Genomic DNA, 19,988 nt, shown 5'->3' with positions numbered 1-19,988 from the left:
TGGCGAAGAACGGCGTCTACATCGCGAACGTCTTCTCGCGCGATCTCTACCTGTGGGACACGTTCCCGGACCACAACGACCTCGTCCGGGGCTACGTTCTCGAGCAGTACTTCGTCGCGACGAACCCCACCCACAAGTTCGCCGAGCTGCGCGCCTTCGGCGGGCTCTCGGGCACGGAGTACGAGACCGGGGCCTCGGCGCAGTTCTTCGAGCGCTACCTCACCGCGCCGGAGTTCAACGACAGCCGCGACTTCCTGCTCGCCTATGAGCTCCAGAAGCGCTTCTTCCTGCATGCGGATCTCGGCCAGATCGAGAAGATCCGTGCCATCGCGGTGCGCGTCCAGGCGGCCGACCCGCGCTTCAAGCCGCTCCGCGACGCGGTCCACAACCAGATGTCCGCTCGGTTGATCCCCGACCTCGCCGCGTACCGCGACAAGCTGCCGCCCGGTCCGACGCGCGCCCAGGTCGACGAGATGATCGCCGAGATCACCAAGCTCACCTCGGCCGACGAGAGCGCGCTCGTGCGCCAGGTGGGCGAGCTGCAGGACGCGACCGTGCGGGCGAAGCTCGGCGCTGTCGTCCCGACGCCGAAGACCCCCGCGGTCGACGCGGTCTCGTCCTTGGCGCAGATCATGAGCCTCGCACGTCAGGCCGTCGCCGCCCGCACGGTCGGCCCCGCCGACGCGCGGCGCCTCGTCGACCTCGACATCACGGCTGCCGCGGCCATCCAGCGGCGCGGCAGCGCGCTGCTCGACGACAAGACGGGTCTCACCGTGGCCCAGTACCTCCAGCTCATGAGCGCCCTCACCGACGCCACCTACGGTGCCGGCCTCCTCACGGCGCGCGAGCGCGCCGCGGCCGGCGACGTGCTGCGCGAGCTCACGTCGACGCCGAAGCCGACCCGCGCCGACTTCCAGCGCAAGCTCCAGGAGGCGGAGCGGGTCGTCGAATGGGCGCAGGGCAATGCGACGCTCGCGTTCGCCGAGGTGTGGTCGCCCTGGACGCTGCTCATGCCGCAGGTCGCCGGCATCCGCGACGACATCCTGCGCGGCTCGCCGCTGCTCCTCTACGGACAGGTCGTGACCCGGCTGACCGACTACGTCGAAGGGGGCGCGCGGACCAGGCACGACATCTTCGGCACGGAGGTGGAGAGCGACGTACGCGCGCTCAATCCGGGGCTCGCGCTCGGCCGCCTGCGGGTCGCGCCGAAGGCCGACTCCTTCAGCCGCGACCAGATCGTCGCCCTGCCGCAGACGCCCGCCGACCTCGATCCCGCGGCTGGCATCCTCACCCAGGGGGAGGGCAACGTCCTCTCGCACGTCCAGCTCCTGGCGCGGGCGCTGGGCATTCCCAACGTCGTCGTGGGCCCGAGCGTCTACCAGAAGATCAAGCCGCACGACGGCCAGCAGGTGTTCTTCATCGTGACACCCGGCGGGCGGGTGATCCTCAAGGACGCCGCCACGATGACGCCGCAGGACCACGCGGTCTACGACGACTTCACGCGCAACCAGCACCGCGCCGCCGACGGCAGCCTCGCGGGGGGCGGACCGCGTCTGCACATCGACCGCACGAAGGTCGACCTCACCAAGAACATGCCGATCGACCTGACGGAGGTCCGGCGCAGTGACTCGGGACGGTTCTGCGGGCCGAAGGCGGCCTACCTGGGCGAGCTGAAGCACCTCTTCCCCGATCATGTCGCGCGCGGGATCGTCGTCCCGTTCGGCGCCTACCACGATCACTACCAGCGGGCCCTGGCGATCGCGCCCGACAAGCTCAAGTCACTCGGCCTCACGAAGCCGGGCGAGCGTCTCGAGGACTTCGTCCAACGCACGTACCACGAGTTCTTCGAGGTGATGATTCCGGCGGGGAAGAACGAGCAGGACCTGTCGGCCTGGATCATGCCGCGCCTCGACGTCATCCGGAACTCGATCCGTCAGACGCCGCTGTCGCCCGACCTCGAGCGCGCGATCCGCGACGGGCTCGACCGCGACGGTCTCCTGCTGCCCGGCGACAAGACCCAGAGCGTCGGCTGCTACGTGCGCAGCGACACCAACGTCGAGGACCTGGACAACTTCAACGGTGCGGGCCTCAACCTGACCGTGTTCAACCGCAAGTCGCTCGCCGACATCTACTCCGGCCTGCGCGAGGTCTGGGCGTCGCCGTTCGAGTTCCGGTCCTTCTCGTGGCGCCAGACCCTCATCGACGACCCGATCTGGGTGCTCTCGTCGGTCGTGATCCTCGAGTCCGTGGCGAACGACAAGTCTGGCGTACTGGTCACGGCCGACGTCAACACCGGGGACCAGAAGGAGATGACGGTGGCGACGTCCGAAGGGCCGAGCGGTGCGGTCGACGGGACGTCGGCCGAGACGCTGCTCTGGTCGCCCGAGGGGGTCGAGCTGGTGACCATGTTCAAGTCCCCGTGGAAGAACCAGCTCCTGCCGACGGGCGGGAGCACCATCGTTCCGTCGAGCGGCAAGGAGTTCGTCCTCGAGCCCGACGAGCTCAAGCAGATCGTGGGCGCCGGTCAGAAGATCACCGCCGAGCTTGCGCCGGTGAAGGACCCGGCCGGGAAGCCGCGCCCATGGGACATCGAGTTCGGCTTCAAGGCGGGCAAGCTCTGGCTGTTCCAATGCCGCCCCTTTCTCGGCAACGACGAGCTGAAGAACATCCCGGCGCTCGCTCCGCTCGAAGTCACGAGCGTCAACAACCGAGCGGAGCTGCTCTCGCTCGGCGACGTCGTCAAGTGAGGATCGTCGAATAGGGCCAGACTCCGGAACGGCTGAAAGAGAAGAGGCATGACACCGACGCGGAACGGTCTGAGACGCGTCCTGCTTCGCGGAGCGATGGTGTGTGCCCTGGCGATGCGGGTGGGACAGGCTCATGCGCAGCAGGCGGCACCCTCCGCGAAGCAAGAGCCGGTCACGGCCATCGACATCCTGCTGGAACCCGACGCCACGATGCTTCGACATGCCGCTGCGAACAACGCTCGTCTGCTCGAGGTCTACCCGAAGGGCTTCGCTCTCGATGCGACGCACACCCCGCACATCACGATGCTCCAGTGCTTCGTCCGCACGGCGGACTTGGACAAGGTATTCGCCGCGGAAGGCAAGGTGTTCGCCGCCGCCAATGTGAGCGCGATGAAGTTGGAGGCGTTCAAATTCTACTACGCCCCAACCGGCCCGACGGGCGTCGCCGGCATCTGCGCGAAGCCGACGCCAGAACTCCTCAAGCTGCAGGCGGACATCATTTCCGCCGCGAAGCCGTTCATGGTGCAAACCGGACCCATCGGCGCGTTCACCGCCCCGCACGACGATCCCGCCACCGACGCGGCCATGGTCCAATACGTGTCGACGTATGTCCCGAAGATGTCCGGCGCGAACTTCAATCCGCACGTCAGCACCGGCGTCGCGCCGAGAGAGTACCTCGACAAGATGCTCGCCGAGCCGTTCGAGCCGTTCACCTTCTCGCTCGCGGGGGCGGCCGTCTACCAGCTCGGCCCGTACGGCACGGCGGCGAAGAAGCTCCAGGATTGGGACTGAGGTAACCGAGGCAGCGCGTGCTCCCGTCGCTTCTCACATTCGGGAAGTCCGACCGCCACCGCTCGCAGGCATACGACCGAGGGAATCTCATCGCTTCGCTCCAGCGGACGAGGGGTTTGCTTCTTGCTTCAACTCTGACATCGGTTGACGGCAACCCCGAACCCAGGAGGGAGAAACGAGCATGGAACGGAAAAGGGAATCGCGAAGAGCGGCCTATGCGTTGGCCGCTATCATGACGCTGGCCTGCGTCGTTCCGACGTATGCGCAGACGCAAGGCATGGAGCGGCGTTCCGGGGCGCGGGCCGGGAAGCAGGCGTGCAAAGCAGGCGACGAGAAGACCCGAGCGGAATGCCGCCAGGGGAAGCGCACCGCGAAGCAGGCCGATCGGCAAGGCAAGACCCCCGCGGCGAATCCAGCGCAGCCCCCCGCCGCGCCGGCGCAGTGACGGTCACCGGAGGCGGCGTCCGACCGGCACGGCGCCCCCGCTAGAGCCGCGATCGTCGCCGGTCTGTCTCAGCTAACGCTGCCCGTCGGCAGGGAGCAGGTGAGCAGTGCCACCGCGAGCACGCCCAGCAACATGGGCGTGAACGCCGTCCTTTTGTGTTCGCCATTGCGGCAGGCTGAACGGATGTGAAAATGGCGACGACGCTACGCCACCACGCTCAGGGTCACGCTCAGCCCCTTCGGTTCACGGTCGCAAGCGCCGGGGGTTGGGAAAGAGTCGTTCCGTGTTGGTCCGCAGCGCTGCAGTCAAGGAGCCGTGCGCCTCGCCGGCTGCGTCGAGACGTTCTGCGGCCATGGCGGCGGCGACCTCCGGGGTGAACGGATAGTCGCTGCCGTAGTGGAGATGCTCGAGCGTCGTGATGGTCAGCAACGCGTCGAGCTGACGGGGCACTGGGAAGCCGGCCAGGTCGTAGTGCAGCCGGGCGACGTCGCGGAGCACGTCGACGGAGGCGTCGACCTCGAGCAGTCGCGAGAAGACGCCCACCCGGTCGACGATCATCGGGAGCGTCGCTCCGGCGTGCGGGATGATGAACTCGACGTCGGTGTGACGAGCGATGGTGCCGCTCAGGACCAGGTTCACGACGGCGCGGGTCGTGTCGAAGAAGAACTCGAGCATCGGCCGGGGCCGCCCGAGCGACGTGTGCTCCCAGCACGCCGGGGAGGTCGGGTGGATGAACACGCGAGCCTCCCGACGGCTCAGCTCCCGGAAGACCGGCTCCCACGACGGATCACCGAGGTAGGTGCCGCCCACGTTGGTGAGCAACACGAACCCGTCGACGTCGAGGTGATCGCAGCAGTAGGCGACCTCGGCCATGGCGGCATCGACGTCGGGCAGCGGCAACGAGGCGAACAGCCCGAACCGCCCCGGATGGTCCACCACGGCGCGCCGGCCGATCTCGTTCATCTCGCGAGCGAGATCACGAGCGGCGATTGCGTCGCCGAAGTAGACGCCCGGCGACGAGATCGACAGGAGCGAGGTGGCGATGTCCAGGCGATCCATCGCGGCCACGTGCTCCTCGATCGACCAGGGCGGCAGCTGCGGGAAGCCGTCCGGCTGGTCGTGCCCTGCCTCGCGCAACGCGGCCCGGTAGGAGTGCGGGAGGTAGTGGGCGTGGACGTCGATCTTCTTCGACACGTTCACACAGCAAGGGACTCGACCCACTCGACCAGGGTATCGACGTAGAGGTCGGGCCGTTCGCCATGCATCGAGTGGCCCACGTCGGGAAACGAGCGATACTCGACCGGTACGCCGGCAGCCCGCAGGAGATCCTGGACCCGCGCCGCCTGCTGGTCGGACATGGCGCCGAACAGGAAGGCCGATAGTCAGGACAAGCCTGAAACGTTGACGGAGCACCTCAATATCAGACGCTCGCCCACCCGCTTGCCCGTGATTCCCCGGCTCGCGCGGCGCTGCGCGTCGCCGACGTCGGCATCTCGGTGGACACGGCCGTGGACATCGCGAAGGAGGCGGCCGACATCATCCTCCTCGAGAAGAGCCTGCTCGTCGTCGGAGACGGCGTCGTCGAGGGCCGCAAGGTCTTCTGCAACGTCCTCAAGTACGTGCGCATGGGTGCGAGCTCGAACTTCGGCAACATGTTCAGCGTCCTCGGTGCCAGCGCCATCCTGCCCTTCGTCCCGATGGCACCGATCCAGATCCTCACCAACAGCCTCTTGTACGACTTCTCCCAGGTCCCGATCCCGACGGACGAGGTCGATCCCGAGCAGATCGCCGGTCCGCGCCCGTGGTCCATGAGCGACCTCACGCGGTTCATCCTCTTCATCGGACCCTGCAGCTCGGTCTTCGACTACACGACGTACTTCATCATGCTCTACGTCTTCGGGTGCTGGGACCCGGGCCGTGCCTCGCTCTTCCAAACGGGATGGTTCGTGGAGTCGCTACTCACCCAGACGCTGATCATCCACGTCATCCGCACGAACCACATTCCGTTCCTTCAGAGTCGCGCGAGCATTCCGCTCATGGCCACGACCGCGGCAATCATGCTCGTGGGCGTCTGGCTTCCATCCTCACCGTTGGGGCCTACGCTCGGCATGACGCCGCTCCCCCATCTCTATTGCCCCCTCATCGCCTTGACGCTCCTCGCGTACGTGGTGCTGACGCAGCTCGTGAAGACGTGGCTCTTGCGGCGCCGGTGGATCTGAGGGATCGATGGCCGTTAGGCGTGAACAGCTCGCGCTCGGCCGAATCACGGCAAGTGGCGGTGTCGCTGGCCGGGGGCCGGCAGTACTACCTGATCAGCAAGAGCGCGGCGGATCTCGCTGGGTGTAGGGGAAGGGTCGTGGCGAGCGATCATGCGGATGATGCGCGCTTCATCGAGCGCGTCGTGGCTGGGAGGACCTTACAAGCTGATCATGGAGGCCAAGGCAGACAAGGAGCAGGCCTTGGAGAAGGTGAGGGGGCAGGGCGACGGGACTCCGTGAGCGCGCCATCTGCCGGTCTGGGGCCGTTCACTGCACGCCGGGCGGCAACAGGTACACCATCAGCGCCAGCACGCTGACGAACCACGCCGAGCGCCCGCTGTTCGTCACCAGCGCCGCGGTCAGTGTCGCTATTCGATCGCTCGTCGGTCGATGAATTCGCGCATCACACCCAGTACCTCCGGCAGGTGCGTCAGGAAACCGATGTGACTCGTCGGGTACCAGTGAATCGCGGGCTTTCCCCAGCGCCTCCACAACCGGCGGACGATGCGCGGGTCGAAGAAGCGATCTTCCGAGGCGGCGAACATGAGGACACGGTCCGCCGGCAGCCTCGGCCGCAATTCGTCCCACCCGACGCCTCGCGCGAAGTCGTCGAACTGCTGCTTGCGCCAACCGAAAGACCTGAGGTCGTGCCGCATCTTCGTGAGCACGGGTGCGTCACTCACCAGTGCGGCGAGGTCCATGTGCGCGATGAGCGGCACGGCAAACGCGAAGCGTCCTTCGAGGCAGGCCAAGATCAACGTCAGCGTGCCTCCGAGGCTCAGTCCCGCCACTCCGACCGGCCGGGCGTCCTCCGCGAGCAGCCACCCGAGCAACGTCCGCGCGTCGAGGAGCGTCTGGCGTAGCGCCTCGAAGCTGCGCACCAGATCGGCCGTCCAGTAGAACTCACCGCTGAAACGCGAGGCCCGGGGCGCACGGCGACCGTGATAGGGAAGCTGCATCTGGATGACCTCGACGTTGAACTGCAGCGCCATCGTGGTCAGCAGGGCGAGCTCTTCGACGAAGGTCTCGGGCTGCAGGTAGCCGTGCAGATATAGAAGACGCGGGCGACCGCGGGCGGCGGCCGGCCGAATGCGACGCGCATAGACGTGGCGCGTTTCGCGGTAATCCCGGAGGTACCTTCGGTCGAACTTCGGCTCGAGCGGCACATGGAGGGAACGAAACGCGAGATCTTCGCTGAGGAGGTCGCCAACCCGCCAGCGCGCCGTCACCGTCACCGCGGGCACCGCCGCCGGCGCCGGGAAAAGCTCTTCGAGCGGGCGTCCGACATAGGCACCGACGTCGGCGAGCGTGTTCGCCACGGGGTTCGCGACGACCTGCAGGAGCTCAGTCAGCCCCCCGATCACGAGGTCCGGATGCAGGACGGCCGCGCCGTCTCGGCGCGCGGCGGCACGTGGTCGGTGCGCGCGCGGCGTTCGATTCGGTGTCGAGTTCTTCGTCGTCAGCCCTCCGTCGCCCGTTGCGACCGGTCACGCATCGAGCGGCCACTCGTGCACGGGCCGTCCCGACGCGGCGTGCTCGAGATAGCGCACCACCAGCTCGCGGAGCGCGGCCTCCCGCGGGGCGTGTCCCTCGAGCCTGGCAAGCGTCTCCAGTTGCCAGACGGCGCCGGTCCGGCGCTCCGCCACGCGAACCGCCACGACGTTCAGGAGCGCCATCGACTCCTCCTGCTCGATGCCGGCTCGCGCGAGCGCGTCCTGCGCGAGCGGAAGCAGCTCCGCGATCAATCGCGCCGCCGGTACGAGGCGTGGCGACGGTGGGTGCAGCGACGGCCAAAGCAGATCGGCGTCGAGGCCGCGGCGCGCAGCCTCGTAGAAGTTGCGCCGACACTGCCCGAACGTGAGCGCGCTCACCATCCGCTCGCCTTCGGCGGCGAGGGCCAAGGTGAGCCCGATCAGGAACGCCGCGTTTGCCGTCATGTCGATCACCGACGGGCCGGCGGGAAGCGCACGCAGCTCGATGCGCAAGTGCCCACCATTCGTCGCATCGTACACGGCGCGATTCCAGCGCCACACCGTTCCGTGATGCAGCCGAAGCTCGTCGAGCGCGGGCGTGCCGCCGTCACGCACGAGGGCGATCGGGTCCTCCGGGGCTACGAGCGGCAGCAGCGGCGGATGGAGGGCGACACTCTCGGCGAACAGCTCGTGCGCGCCGCGACGAACCCAGCCATGGCCGAACGACACGCGACCGGGGCGCCAGTCCTCCTCGGCGGTCGCGATCCGTTCGTCGACGGCCTGTCGGAAGAGGGCGACGCGCGTTTCGGCCCACAGCCGATGCCCCAGGAACAGCGGCGAGTTGCCCGCCGCCGCCAGGACCGGTGCAGTCGCGATCTGCGCCGCGTTGAACGTGGCGGCGAATTTGGCGGGCTCGACCCGCAGGTGGATCTGTAAGGAGGTGTTGGCGCCCTCGAAGGTCACGTCGTCGCACAGCACGTCGAGGGGGTCGGGGCCGTCGATGCGGATGCGGAAGGGCTCTTGCCGAAGTCGGCGAAGGCCGATCGAGAGGGCGCGGTAGCGGTGGGAGTCGGTGAGCATGCCGGGCCGGAGGTCGCCGGCCACCAAGGTCGGCAGGATGCCGATCGTGATCGGCCGCCCGCCGAGCGGCGCAACGGCCCGGGTGACGGCGGTAAGACCGTCGGAGAGCTCTGCGGCGAGCGCGCCGAACGCCCGCCCGGCGAATCGCACCGGGCGTGTGTTGATCTCGAGGTTGAATCGATCGATCTCCAGCGCCACGCGCGGGTCGAGCGCGCTCGCCAGGACGGCCCGATTCACCGGCAGCGGCCGCCCGCAGTCGTCCACGAGGCTCAGCTCGAGCTCGGCGCCGAGCGTGGCAGGCCCAGCGCCGAAGCTCGGGCGCGCCAGGAGGAGCGCCAGCGCGTCGAGGCTCTCCTCGAGACGCGCGGCGAAGCTCGTGCGATCCGCGTCGGAGAACTCCTCACGCGTGATCTCCACGCCCATGGCCGCGATGTACCAGTACCCATCCGGCGCACCAACTGGCCCCGTGCGAGGCGTCGTGCGCAGCGGAAACGGCCGCACTCGTGATCAGCGCGAGGTCCCGCCGAGTGCGGGGAAGAGTCGTTCCGTGTTGGTCCGCAGGGCTTCGGTCGACGCGCCGTGCGCCTCGCCGGCTGCGTCGAGACGTTCTGCGGCCATGGCGGCGGCGACCTCCGGGGTGAACGGATAGTCGCTGCCGTAGTTGATCGATCGATCAAGCGTCTGTCAATGGTTGTCCCCCATCCTTCGACCACACGAGCAGCCCTCCGAGCAGGCCCGCGACGAGGAACAGCGCGGGAACGTCGCCCAGGAGGTGCCCGTGATGCTCGGCCGGCATCGATTGCACCGCCATGATGCCGCCGTGCACGACGCTCGACCACACCGTGAACCAGATCAAGCTGCGATGGGCCTGTGGGTCTCGGGACGCGATCAACAGGAAGACTCCGAGGGTGGCGTAGATCCCGACGATCATCATGAAATACTGCGAGTCGTGAGGAGCGCCGGCGTGCCAGGCCCAGCCCGACGGCCAGACGACCGCCAGTGGGTAGACCAGGAGAAAGATGGTGCCGAACACGGCGAGCGCGGGCTTCAAGAGCGCTTGAGCAGACATCCAGGGGTCCCTCCTTTCGGGTTGCTGCATGAGCTCTACGACCATCTGCCGGACGACGCGAGGCCTCGCTCTGCCGACGCAGGCTTGTCTTCGACCACGAGCGACAGCGCCTCGGCGTCGATGTCGTACATGTAGCCGTAGATCGCCGCTCGTCGGGGGGTGCCGGGCGACATTCTGATCAGGCGCACGTCGTGCGTGAGCGAGCTCACGTAGTCCGTGATGCAGATGCTGTCGCCGGGGTAGAGGGAAGCGATGTCCGTGCCCTGCTCGCGCGCGTACGCCTCGACGATCCCGTCGGCCGTGAACGACGTCGCACCGCAGTAGGTGTGATGCACGACGACGACGCGCTCGATGCCGAAGAGGTGCTGCGCGACCGTCACCGAGCGCAGCGCGTCGATCGCACGTCCGCCGGCGACGACGACCTCGAACAGCGTCGTCGTGGACGCGATCTTCTTCCCCGTGTCGCCTCTCACGATCTTCCCGGGAAAGACGTCGCCGAACTCCCTGGCGACGGCGGCGGGAATGCCGGTGGCGCGGGGGTCGTAGCAGTAGACCACGACGGTCCGCAGCGGCACTGCCTTCGCGAATGCCCGCCGGAAGGCCCGCTCGTCGTAGTCGGGCTGTCTCGAGAATGCGTATCTGTCGAACTCGTGCGCGCACTCGGTCATTGGGCGTCTCCTTTCACCTGGTTGCGAGGCCGTCCGTCCGGTTCCGAGAATGCCGATTGCCGTCAATCGTTCCTCCGGCGCGAACTATCGGGTCGCCGTGCTGCACAGACAATCGAATTGTTCTCAACGTCCGGTTGAGAGATTCTCGAACGACGCCGGGTTCCACACCGGCACTCGGGCGCAACGAGAAATTGCCGGAGCCCGCGCGGCACGGCATGATCGCGCCGCAAGACCGGGACGATCGCAGGGAGCCGGCGATGGCGAAGGATCTACCCCCCCTCAACGCCCTTCGCGCCTTCGAGGCGGCGGGTCGTCATCTGAGCATCACCAGGGCTGCAGACGAGCTGTGCGTCACGGCAGCCGCCGTCAGCCATCAGGTGAAGACCCTGGAGGACTACCTCGAGGTCCGGCTCTTTCGTCGCAGCGGCAACGCGCTGCTTCTGACCGACGCCGGGCAAGCGTGTCTCCCCGGTTTGCGTGCGGGCTTCGCCGAGCTGGAGCGCGCGATGGACGCGCTGCGCGAGCACGATCTCCGCGGTGCGTTGGTCTTGAGCATTGCGCCGGTATTCGCCACCAAGTGGCTCATCCCGCGGCTCGACGGTTTCCACGCGACACACCCGGACATCGACGTGCGGATCTCCACCTCGATCGAGCTCGTGGACTTCGAGCGCGACGGCATCGACGCAGCGATACGGGTCGGGCGCGGCCGCTACCCCGGTCTCGCCTCTCATCGCCTCTTCGGCGAAAGCGTGGTGCCGATGTGCAGCCCGGGGTTGCTGAAGGGCAAGCACCCGCTGGCGTCACCGGAGGATCTTCGCCACCACGTGCTGCTCCACTTCGATTGGCCGTCGCAGGAGCAGGTGACGCCGGACTGGGCGACCTGGGTGAGGTCGACGGGAGTGAAGGGCGTCGACGCGACCCACGGACCCCGCTTCACCCAGCCGGACTACGCGATGCAGGCGGCCGCGGAAGGAGTTGGCGTCGTGCTCGGATGGCGCTCGCTCGCGCAGGCGGATCTCGATTCGGGGCGGCTGACCATCCCCTTCGATCTGCCGCTCCAGATGGACGTCGCGTTCTACCTGGTCTACCCCGAGGCTTCTGCGGAGAGGCCGAAGCTCGCCCGCTTTCGGGCCTGGCTGCTGGGCGAGACCATCGCGTCGCGCGAACCCGGCCCGCGCCGGCGGCCGGTATCCGGTCGCGGGCGGCGCAAGGGCCGGGTCGGCCGGAAGCGGGAGAGAGCCAGGGCCGGCGAGTGATGCCGGAGCCCCGTCACCCCGGCGGCGTCAATGGCCGTGCGTCCGTGCTTCGAGGCGCCCGAAGACGCGCTCCGCCCAGGACGCGAACGCGCGATCGAGGTCGGCCCACGTCTCGTGCGGCGGTACGTCGCTCCGGCGCCGGTCGATTCCCTCGGCGAGCAGCACGTTCGTCTGCGCATCGCGGATCTCGCCTTCGATCGACGCGGCGGCGATGAATCGGCGGGTCTCGGCATCGAGCGGGCCGCCGCCCGCCGGATGGGGGCGACCGGTGCCGCGCGAGGCGGTGAGCACGTCGAGCACGGGATCGGATCCCTGCGCTTCGGTGATCGCGAGCCGGATCCGCATCACGCCCGGGCCTGGCGCGTCGACGAATTGGAAGTCCTCGCGCAGGCGGGCACGGACGGCGCTCTGGAAGTCGGTGACCAGCCGGAGCAGGTCCTCCCGCGGCACGGGATCGAGCGCCTTGGGCCCGCTTCGCCACAGCGTGACGGGATCGAGCAGCACCTTGTCGTACGACGTCCAGACGGCCTTCGGGTTGCGATACACGAGCGCAAGCTCGTTCGGCCCGCCTGGGCGCAGGAGCCCGTAGTCCTCGAGGAAACCCGACGCTTCGACGGGCGGCGTCGTCGCCCGATGCGCGCACGCCGTGGCGAAGAGGGCGATCAGCGCGGCCGCGAGAAGCCTCATGCCGGCCCGGTCTACACGGCCTCGCGGGAGCGAGGCAAAGGGGTGATGCGGCCGGCGCGAGGCGGAGCGACCTGCCCCTGGGTGGCGCTGGTCAGCGGCACGAGCTTCCTGCTAGACGCGACGGGGAGGCAGCAACCGTGCGATCGTCGATCCCCACCCTCGTCGTCCTTCTCGGCGCCGTCGTCGCGGCGTACGCGACCGAGTATCCCGGCTGGGGCGACACCGGCTGGGTCTACGAGAGCAAGAGCGCCTGCTGCAGCGACGCGATCGCGATCGCGTCGCAGTACAGCGAGCAGGCGTGCAGCACCTCCGGTGGGATGCCGAGCCCGTTCGAGGGCGGGGGTCAGCGCGGCACCTGCACCTGGCAATGGAACCAGGACGGCTACGGCAACACGCTCTATCGCTGCTACGGGCAAGCGGCGATCTGGTGCGACAACTGACAAAAGAGATACGGCGCCCGCGCTCAGGGGGGCATCCAGCCCGCGAAGGAGGATCCGTTGTATGCGATTGATGGTGACGGTGGGATTCGCACTCGTGCTGTGTACGCTCGCCCCGCTTGCTCGAGCGGATCAGGATCCGCTCGCCAATGAAGTGAAGGAAGCCTGCAAGGCGGAGCTCGACACGTACTGCAAGCAGGTGACGCCGGGCGAAGGGCGACTTCTGGCGTGTCTCTACGCCTTCGAGGACAAGCTCTCGGCGCGCTGCGACTACGGGCTCTATGATGCGTCGGTACGCCTCGAGCGAGCCGTGGCAGCCCTCTCGTACGGCGCGGCCGAGTGCAAGGACGACATCGCGAAGCACTGCGCGTCCGTCCAGGCCGGCGAGGGGCGGATCGTCGAGTGTCTGAAGAAGCAGGGCGACAAGCTCAGCAAGCGCTGCAGTCAGGCCATGAAGGACCTCGGGCTCTAGCCGTCTCCGGGCCATGCGGGTGCCGCCCGAGGGACGTCACCCGCCTCGGCGCCTCACACGTGGAACCCGTACACGCGCGCGGCGTTCTCGCACGTCACCTTGCGCAGGACTTCGGTGCCGTGGAGCGCGAGCGGTGACTCGGCCAATGCCTTGCGCGAATGGGGCCACGTGCTGTCGCCGTGCGGGTAGTCCGAGGCCCACATGACGTTGTCGACGCCGATGCGTGGGATCAGCTCGACGCCGAGCTTCTCGTCCTCGTAGGTGGTGAACACCTGACGGGCGAAGATCTCGCTGGGCAGCATCTGGAGCTTGTGGTCCCGGATCTTCGGGCCGTACTTGTGCAGCTCGTGGTCGAGCCGCTCGATCACGTACGGGATCCACCCCAGGCCCGCCTCGCCCATGACGAACCTGATGCGGGGGCGCTGCTCGAGAATGCCCGAGAAGATCAATCCGGCGAGCGTCTCGTCGAGCTGCATCGGGACGACGGCGACGGCCGCGGGCATCTCCCACGAGCCGAGCTTCGGGGTCAGGCTGTGGAGGCCTCCCGGCGAGAGGTGCACGTGGATCGGGATGCCGATCTCTTCCGCGGCATCCCAGAAATCCTTCCAGTCGTCGGCGAAGAGCGGCTTGCCGCGACCCACCGTGTTGCTGACGATCGCACCCTTGTGCCCGAGCTTCCCGCAGCGCTCGAGCTCCCGCTTCGCGGCCTGCGGATCGTACGACGGGATGTCCGGCAGCAGGATCAGGCGATCGGGTGCCTTGCGTTGAAACTCGGCAGCCCAGTCGTTGTAGACCCGCGCGACCTGCTCGTGCAGCGCGGCGTCGTCGATCTGGAGCTGGGTGCACATCGGCCCGTAGACCACCTGGGAGCGCACGCCGTCGCGGTCCATGTCCTCGAGGCGCGTCTGCGGCTGCCCGGGTCGAAGGCCGTGGTCGTGCGCCGCGATGAAACCGGTCTCCTTGCGACCGCTCGGCGAGACGCGCTGACCGTTGCAGAACCACCAGGGCCCGTCGGGCGTGTCCTCGACCCGCGGGCCGCGTTCGCGCCACTGCGTCGGCAAGCCTGACGACCAGAGGTCGGGCGGCATCGCGTGGATGTCGAGATGGTCGTCGGCCGAGATCAGCACCTGCTCAGCGGGAAGGGACACAGTGCTTCTCCTCATTTGCTCATAGGGTTTCCGGCCCTTGCGAAGCTTACTTTCGCGCCAGTATAAGAGCAACCGCGATGAGCGTGCTCGAGCGGGACTTCTTCACCGACCCCGGGATCCTCCAGGACCCGATTCCGTACTACCGCGCGCTGCACGAGCGCGGGCCGGTGGTGCGCGAGCCGCACAAGGGTGTCTTCATGCTCTCGCGGATCGACGAGATCCTCGAGGTCTACACCGACCACGAACGCTTCTCGGCGATCGTCGGACCGCTCGGTCCGCTGGTGGACGTGCCGCAGCCCGAGGAGGGCGAGAGCTGGGCCGAGGTCGTCGAGCGCCGGCGCCACGAGATCCCGCTGGGCGACCAGCTCATGTCCCTCGATCCTCCCAAGCACACCCGGCATCGTGGACTGGCCGGCAGGCTGTTCACGCCCAATCGGCTCAAGCAGAACGAGGACTTCATCCTGGCCCTCGCCGACGAGCTGATCGACGAGTTCGCCGACCGTGGCGCCGTGGAATTTTCAGCGGCCTACGCGAGGCCCTTCACCCTGCTCGTCATCGCCGACCTGCTCGGGGTCCCGCGCGAAGACCACGAGAAGTTCCGCGGGTGGCTCGGAGGCGAGAAGGGCACGGTCGGAGATCCCAAGGGACGGCAGGGTGGCGACGTGGTGTTCGCCAATCTGGCGCCCTATTTCGCCGAGTACATCGAGCAGCGACGCGCTGCGCCGCGCGACGACGTCATGGGCCGGTTGGCCAGCGTCCGGTTCACCGATGGAGAGCTCCCCGAGGTGATCGACGTCGTGCGCCTCGCCGCCGTCCTCTTTGCCGCCGGGCAGGAGACGACGGCGCGCCTGCTCTCCGCGGGAATGCGATTCCTCTGCGAGCAGCCGGCAGTTGCCGACGAGCTCCGTGGCGATCCCGAGGTCATCGCGAACTTCGTCGAGGAGTGTCTGCGCCTCGAGGGTCCCATCAAGGGGTCCTTTCGCCTGGCCCTCCGCGATACGAGCCTCGCCGGCGTCCATATTCCCGCGGGGTCCATCGCGATGGCGGTGATCGGCGCGGCCAATCGCGACCCACGCGTCTTCGAAGACCCCGATCGCTTCGATCCACGGCGTTCCAACGCCCGGCGCAACATCGCCTTCGGTCACGGCGAGCACTTCTGTCCGGGCGCCAGTCTCGCCCGCACCGAGGCCCGCATCAGCTTCGAGCGACTCCTCGCGCGGCTCGACGACATTCGGCTGGTGGATCCGGGCGCACTCTCCTACATCGAAACCTTCATCATCCGCGGTTTGAACGACTTGCCGGTGCGCTTCCGGCGCCGCTCGTAGCCGGTGAGAGATCGAACGGAGCAGGATCGACCGCGAGGGTTGACCCGGTTCTCGGCCCGCCCGTACTGATGGAACGATGGCTGGGTCTTCACCACGATCGGCCGGGCTCGGAAGGTTCCACCTGATCGCATCGGCCATCGCGGGACGACTGATCGAGGTGGCGCCGGTCGAGCCGGGCGAGCGGCCGTGGACCGACGGCGTGAAGATCTTCGCCGATGCGGATGCCAGCCCACCTGACCAGCTTCGCTGCGTCGTCGTGCAGGCCGCGCTGCTGGCTGCCGGGAGCGTCGACCCCGAGGTCATGCGAGCCCTCGCGCGGCGCCCGGCGCTGGCTCGCGCGGGGCTGTTCGAGATGATCGACGCCTACCTCGCCGGCGAATCGAAAGGGGGGCAACGTGTCGTACGAAAGCAGCGCTGAGCCGATCAAGCTCGGCTACCTGTTCGATTTCGTGTTGCCCGAGGGTTACCCGAAGGAGAGGCGGGACGACCTGAAGCAGACCTTCGAGCTCGTCTTCGACGACGGCCGGCAGCAGGGGATCATCGATCGGCCGGTCGAGATCGTCTTCCGCGAAGTTCAAGGTCTGCCCAAGGGGACGGTGAAGGCGGTGATCGACGCCTACGGCGAGCTCGTCGACGAAGGCTGCCTCGCGGTGTTCGGTCCGGCGATCACCGACAACTGCGTGCCGACGAAGGAAGCCATCGAACGGCGCTTCCAGGTGCCGGCGATCAGCGTCACCGGCGCCGAGGACTGGTTGGGCGAGTGGACCTTCTCCCTCTCGATGGGTTCGATGACCGACGAGCCGATCTTCTGGGCGCACCTTCTGGCCAAGGCCCGGCACACCGACGTCGGCGTGCTGGTGGAGCAGTCGCTGGTCGGCCAGAGCTACGCGAAGGCGTTCCGCGGCGCCTGTCGCGCGCGGGGGATCCGCATCGTCGCGGAGGAGACCATCCCCCAGACGGCGCAGGACATCGGCAACGCCGTGCGAGCGCTGCACCAGGCGAAGGTGCAGGCGCTCGTCCACTGCGGGTTCGGGTTCGGCATCGTGTTCGTCAACCCGGTGCTCCAGGAGCTCCAGTGGGATCCGCCGCGCTACCTGGGCACCGCGTTCCAGAACGCGTGGCTTCACCCGGTCATGTGGAGCGCCATCCTCGGGTGGACCGGCATCGACCAGTACGACGCGGGCAATCGTCTCGGCCAGGAGTTCCTCGATCGGTACGCGGCGCGGTACGGCCGGCGTCCGGAGTACTGCGTCCCGGTCGTGAACCGCGACATCGCCACCGTGCTGCTCCACGCCTTCGCCGACGCGCATCCGTTGTCGCCCCGGGGCGTCAAGGAAGCGCTGGAACGAGTGAAGATGCTCCCGGCCGCATCCGGGGCGCCCGGGACCCACATCTCCTTCGGGAAGTGGATGCGACGCGGCTGGATGGGCGCGGGCTACCTGGTGGCGCGCAGGCTCGACCCGGACGGCGAGCGCGCCCACCTCGTGGCCCGCTTCGGACAGGACTGAGACTCTCCCGACGGCGAACGGTGGTCGGGGCGCGCTAGTCGGCATCGAGGCGACCGAAGCGATCGACGGCGGCGTCGACGATCGCCTGGCCACCCTCGGGGGTGGCCACCGAGTCGTGCGAGGCGATTGCGACGCCACCGGCGACCTCGATCTCGGCGACTACCTGGTCCGCGACGCTTGGGTCCGCGCCGTTCCCGGACATGCTGCCGCTGAGGTCGTTGACCACTACCGCCGCACCGCGCCGCGCCAGATCGACCGCATACAGACGCCCGAGCCCCCGGCCAGCGCCGGTGACGATCGCCACCTGGCCGGAGAAGTCGATCGCACCGGCTCTCATTTGCCGGATCGGGCGAGCGCGTCGATGTCGTAGAGGGCGGGATCGAGCTTGCCGCGAAGGTAGAAGCCGGCCGTGGGGCTCGACTTGATTCCGGCGACCGTGGCGCGGTTCATCTTGACGTTCTCCACCGTCTGATAGGCCTGGTTCGACCCCTGGTTGTAATCGACCTTGCCGTCCGGCCGGGTGAACGGCATGGGGTTCCACGCCATCACCTGATGGATCGCGAGCAGATCGCCCTTCCATCCGAACTTGCGGTTCCACGCGCCCTGGTAGCTCACGGTGTCGATGTACAGCTGGATCTTGCCGAACAGGTAGTACGTGTCGCGTGGCACGCCCTCGACGATCCAGTGACGACGAAGGGAGAGGGACGCGGCGGCGGTCGGCGCCCACGCGATGCCCTTCCAGCTCGGGTCCATGTAGCCGATGAAGGGGAGGTCGGGCCATTCCGTGTCCCAGCCCTTGCCCTCGACCCAGACCGCCTTCGCCTGTCCCTTCAAGTTCGTCTCTTCCGAGAGACGGAGCTGATCGGTTTGACCGACGAGCGTCCACGAGAAATCCTCGACCTTCCCATCGAAGAACTGACCGTCGTCCTGACTCACGTCGGATCCGAGGAAGCCGTCCGAACGATTGGCGGGCGACGTGGCACGGACGCGTCGCAGCGCGGGCACGTACGCCCACGTCGAGTCGCGCTTGCCCGGATCGCGGTAGCGCCAGGTGAGCGCCGCGGTGCCGTTCAGGTCCGCCGGTCCGGTCACCAGTGCGAGCTGGCGGTAGAGGAAGTTGTCGGGGTTCGCCCCGGGCAGCTCGTCCTGTGGGACGCCGTCGTAGTAGCCGAAGGCCGCCTTCACGTCGGCTCGCCGCTCGAGGCCGGTAGGGCTGACCCAGTTCACTTGCGACTGGGCCACGATGTTGCCGTAGTACCAGCTGCGATAGAAGTGGTCCCACACGATCTTCACCGCCGCGGCGGGATCCTTCGCGTCGATCGTGGGGAACGGGACGCCGAAGACGTAGGGGGGCTGCTTGCCGGTCGCCTTGTCGAGGATGGTCCCGTCGGCGCTGGTCGTGAACTTGCCTTCGTTGGCGTCCGACGCCGCCTTGAAGTCGGGCGGGAAGACCGTCTTCGCCATCGGCCAGTCGATGAACTTGTTCGCGTACTCGCCGTCCTTGTAGTGCCGCAGCACTTCGGGCGGCAGGAGCGCTTCGGCCTTCTGCCAACTGTCCTTGTCCACCATGTCGCCGGTCTTGAAATCCGCGGCGGCGGTGTCCCGCGACCAGACACCGACCAAGACAGCGATCACGAGCACGATGAGGAGGAGCTTCAGTCCACGCATCGTCGGGTTCCCTCCGTGCGGCAAATGTGGTCTCACGCGCGCCCCGTCGGAACGAACGAGGGTCGACGGCCGCTGAACCGGGGATGGCTGCTCAATCTCGTGGCCACGTCGCGTATGAGACGAGCCCACAGGGATCGGCCGAGCAGGATCTTCGCGAAGAACGTTCCGCCCGGGAACGACCTGGTGATCGCCGAGCTGAGCCAGCCGGCATCGGAGTTCACGATGGTTCCCGTGATCGCCGCCGCGGCGTCGCTGCACAGGAAGACGAGCGGGTACGCCTGCTCGATCGGCGTGAACGGCTCGATGCCGACCGCTTCCCGGTAGTCGGTCCCGAACCCGAGCCAGGTCTCCTTGTTCGCCTGGGCCAGGGGTGTGTCGGTCGCGCCAGGGCTGATGGCGTTGATGCGGATCCCACGCTTGAGGAACGTGAACGCCTCGCGAGCGACGTACGCGCCGATCGCCAGCTTGGTCGTCGTGTAGTTGGCCTGTCCGCGCCGCACGAACCAGTTGGTCGCCGCATCGAAGTCCGAGATGTCGAGCAGCTTCGAGAGCCGCCCGAGGCTCGACTCCCAGCCGACCCCGCCCAGGGACGAGACGAGGCAGATCGCGCTGCCCCGGCGCAGCATCTCTTTGGACACCATGCGGTCGATGAGGTGCCGGTGACCGACGAAGTTGATCCGCTCGATTCCCGGAGTGCCGTCGGCGACACCGGCGCAGCAGAACAGCGCATGAACGACGCCGCCACACTCGTCGACGGCGGCGTCGATCGACGCACGCTCGGCCAGGTTCACGCGGATTGCCTTGACGCCAGGGAGCGTGACGTCGGCGAAGTCCATGACCACCACCTCGGCGCCGGCGTCCTTCGCGAGCTGGGCGGCCGCGGCGCCGATGCCACTGGCACCGCCGACCACGACGACTCGCTTCCCGTCGTATCGAAAGGCGTCGAACAGACTCAC

18 protein-coding genes and 2 pseudogenes are annotated in these 19,988 nt (G+C 67.9%); 9 read left to right on the top strand and 11 right to left on the bottom strand.

Annotated features, from left to right (window positions below; translation table 11 throughout):
• Together VMS22_24975 and VMS22_24970 are read left to right on the top strand one after the other, a co-directional pair.
• A partial coding sequence (locus tag VMS22_24975) for a PEP/pyruvate-binding domain-containing protein (GenBank protein ID HXJ37294.1) occupies positions 1 to 2,747 on the top strand: 2,747 nt, incomplete at its 5' end.
• Positions 2,748 to 2,795: 48 nt separating this feature from the next.
• Complete coding sequence (locus VMS22_24970; protein ID HXJ37293.1) at positions 2,796 to 3,539, top strand: hypothetical protein; 744 nt, start codon at positions 2,796 to 2,798, stop codon at positions 3,537 to 3,539.
• A gap of 688 nt (positions 3,540 to 4,227) precedes the next feature.
• On the opposite strand, the gene VMS22_24965 is transcribed toward VMS22_24970, so the two are convergent.
• Positions 4,228 to 5,178, bottom strand: a complete 951-nt coding sequence (locus VMS22_24965; GenBank protein ID HXJ37292.1) for an amidohydrolase family protein — start codon at positions 5,176 to 5,178, stop codon at positions 4,228 to 4,230.
• Positions 5,179 to 5,180: 2 nt separating this feature from the next.
• Positions 5,181 to 5,342, bottom strand: a complete 162-nt coding sequence (locus VMS22_24960) for a hypothetical protein (protein HXJ37291.1) — start codon at positions 5,340 to 5,342, stop codon at positions 5,181 to 5,183.
• A 105-nt stretch (positions 5,343 to 5,447) separates the two neighbouring features.
• Between VMS22_24960 and VMS22_24955 the strand changes: the two are divergent.
• Positions 5,448 to 6,203 (top strand): annotated as a pseudogene (locus tag VMS22_24955) (cation transporting ATPase C-terminal domain-containing protein).
• Between the two features lie 407 nt (positions 6,204 to 6,610).
• On the opposite strand, the gene VMS22_24950 reads toward VMS22_24955, so the two are convergent.
• The 4 genes from VMS22_24950 to VMS22_24935 form a co-directional block, all read right to left on the bottom strand.
• Complete coding sequence (locus VMS22_24950; GenBank protein ID HXJ37290.1) at positions 6,611 to 7,408, bottom strand: alpha/beta hydrolase family protein; 798 nt, start codon at positions 7,406 to 7,408, stop codon at positions 6,611 to 6,613.
• 321 nt (positions 7,409 to 7,729) lie between these two features.
• Entirely contained in the window at positions 7,730 to 9,217 is a 1,488-nt protein-coding gene (locus tag VMS22_24945) for a glutamate--cysteine ligase (protein ID HXJ37289.1), read from the bottom strand.
• Positions 9,218 to 9,467: 250 nt separating this feature from the next.
• Positions 9,468 to 9,863: a DUF6632 domain-containing protein gene (locus VMS22_24940; protein ID HXJ37288.1), complete on the bottom strand. Its 396-nt coding sequence runs from the start codon at positions 9,861 to 9,863 to the stop codon at positions 9,468 to 9,470.
• A gap of 35 nt (positions 9,864 to 9,898) precedes the next feature.
• Positions 9,899 to 10,531 carry a carbonic anhydrase gene (locus VMS22_24935; protein HXJ37287.1) on the bottom strand — a complete coding sequence of 211 codons (633 nt, stop codon included), beginning with the start codon at positions 10,529 to 10,531 and terminating at the stop codon, positions 9,899 to 9,901.
• Between the two features lie 56 nt (positions 10,532 to 10,587).
• Between VMS22_24935 and VMS22_24930 the strand changes: the two genes are divergently transcribed.
• The gene (locus VMS22_24930) at positions 10,588 to 11,787 is read left to right on the top strand and encodes a transcriptional regulator GcvA (GenBank protein HXJ37286.1); all 1,200 of its coding nucleotides are present in this window, start codon (positions 10,588 to 10,590) and stop codon (positions 11,785 to 11,787) included.
• A gap of 27 nt (positions 11,788 to 11,814) precedes the next feature.
• Here the strand turns inward: VMS22_24930 and VMS22_24925 are convergent, their stop codons facing one another.
• Positions 11,815 to 12,474 (bottom strand): DUF3313 domain-containing protein, encoded by a 660-nt coding sequence (locus tag VMS22_24925; GenBank protein ID HXJ37285.1) that lies wholly within the window; start codon positions 12,472 to 12,474, stop codon positions 11,815 to 11,817.
• Between the two features lie 137 nt (positions 12,475 to 12,611).
• On the opposite strand from VMS22_24925, the gene VMS22_24920 reads away from it, so the two are divergent.
• Complete coding sequence (locus tag VMS22_24920; protein HXJ37284.1) at positions 12,612 to 12,914, top strand: hypothetical protein; 303 nt, start codon at positions 12,612 to 12,614, stop codon at positions 12,912 to 12,914.
• A 61-nt stretch (positions 12,915 to 12,975) separates the two neighbouring features.
• Positions 12,976 to 13,383 (top strand): cysteine rich repeat-containing protein, encoded by a 408-nt coding sequence (locus VMS22_24915; GenBank protein ID HXJ37283.1) that lies wholly within the window; start codon positions 12,976 to 12,978, stop codon positions 13,381 to 13,383.
• A gap of 53 nt (positions 13,384 to 13,436) precedes the next feature.
• Here VMS22_24915 and VMS22_24910 read toward each other — a convergent pair whose 3' ends face one another.
• On the bottom strand, positions 13,437 to 14,531 hold the full coding sequence (locus VMS22_24910; protein ID HXJ37282.1) for an amidohydrolase family protein: 1,095 nt from the start codon (positions 14,529 to 14,531) through the stop codon (positions 13,437 to 13,439).
• A 77-nt stretch (positions 14,532 to 14,608) separates the two neighbouring features.
• On the opposite strand from VMS22_24910, the gene VMS22_24905 reads away from it, so the two are divergent.
• From VMS22_24905 to VMS22_24895, 3 genes are all read left to right on the top strand, one after another.
• Positions 14,609 to 15,856 (top strand): cytochrome P450, encoded by a 1,248-nt coding sequence (locus VMS22_24905; protein ID HXJ37281.1) that lies wholly within the window; start codon positions 14,609 to 14,611, stop codon positions 15,854 to 15,856.
• 157 nt (positions 15,857 to 16,013) lie between these two features.
• Positions 16,014 to 16,274 (top strand): hypothetical protein, encoded by a 261-nt coding sequence (locus VMS22_24900; GenBank protein HXJ37280.1) that lies wholly within the window; start codon positions 16,014 to 16,016, stop codon positions 16,272 to 16,274.
• Positions 16,252 to 17,364 (top strand): ABC transporter substrate-binding protein, encoded by a 1,113-nt coding sequence (locus VMS22_24895; protein ID HXJ37279.1) that lies wholly within the window; start codon positions 16,252 to 16,254, stop codon positions 17,362 to 17,364. The genes VMS22_24900 and VMS22_24895 overlap by 23 nt, the downstream gene beginning before the upstream one ends.
• Before the next feature lie 40 nt (positions 17,365 to 17,404).
• Here VMS22_24895 and VMS22_24890 read toward each other — a convergent pair.
• The 3 genes and pseudogenes from VMS22_24890 to VMS22_24880 form a co-directional block, all read right to left on the bottom strand.
• Positions 17,405 to 17,701: pseudogene (locus VMS22_24890) on the bottom strand (SDR family NAD(P)-dependent oxidoreductase).
• Positions 17,698 to 19,032, bottom strand: coding sequence for a DUF1329 domain-containing protein (locus tag VMS22_24885; GenBank protein ID HXJ37278.1), 1,335 nt, complete (start codon positions 19,030 to 19,032; stop codon positions 17,698 to 17,700). Before VMS22_24885 ends, VMS22_24890 begins: the two are co-directional and overlap by 4 nt.
• Before the next feature lie 32 nt (positions 19,033 to 19,064).
• Complete coding sequence (locus VMS22_24880) at positions 19,065 to 19,988, bottom strand: SDR family oxidoreductase (protein HXJ37277.1); 924 nt, start codon at positions 19,986 to 19,988, stop codon at positions 19,065 to 19,067.

It is taken from the genome of Candidatus Eisenbacteria bacterium (assembly GCA_035577985.1).
Lineage (GTDB): Bacteria > Desulfobacterota > Binatia > DP-6 > DP-6 > DATJZY01.
This window is presented reverse-complemented; position numbering and strand designations above follow the sequence as displayed.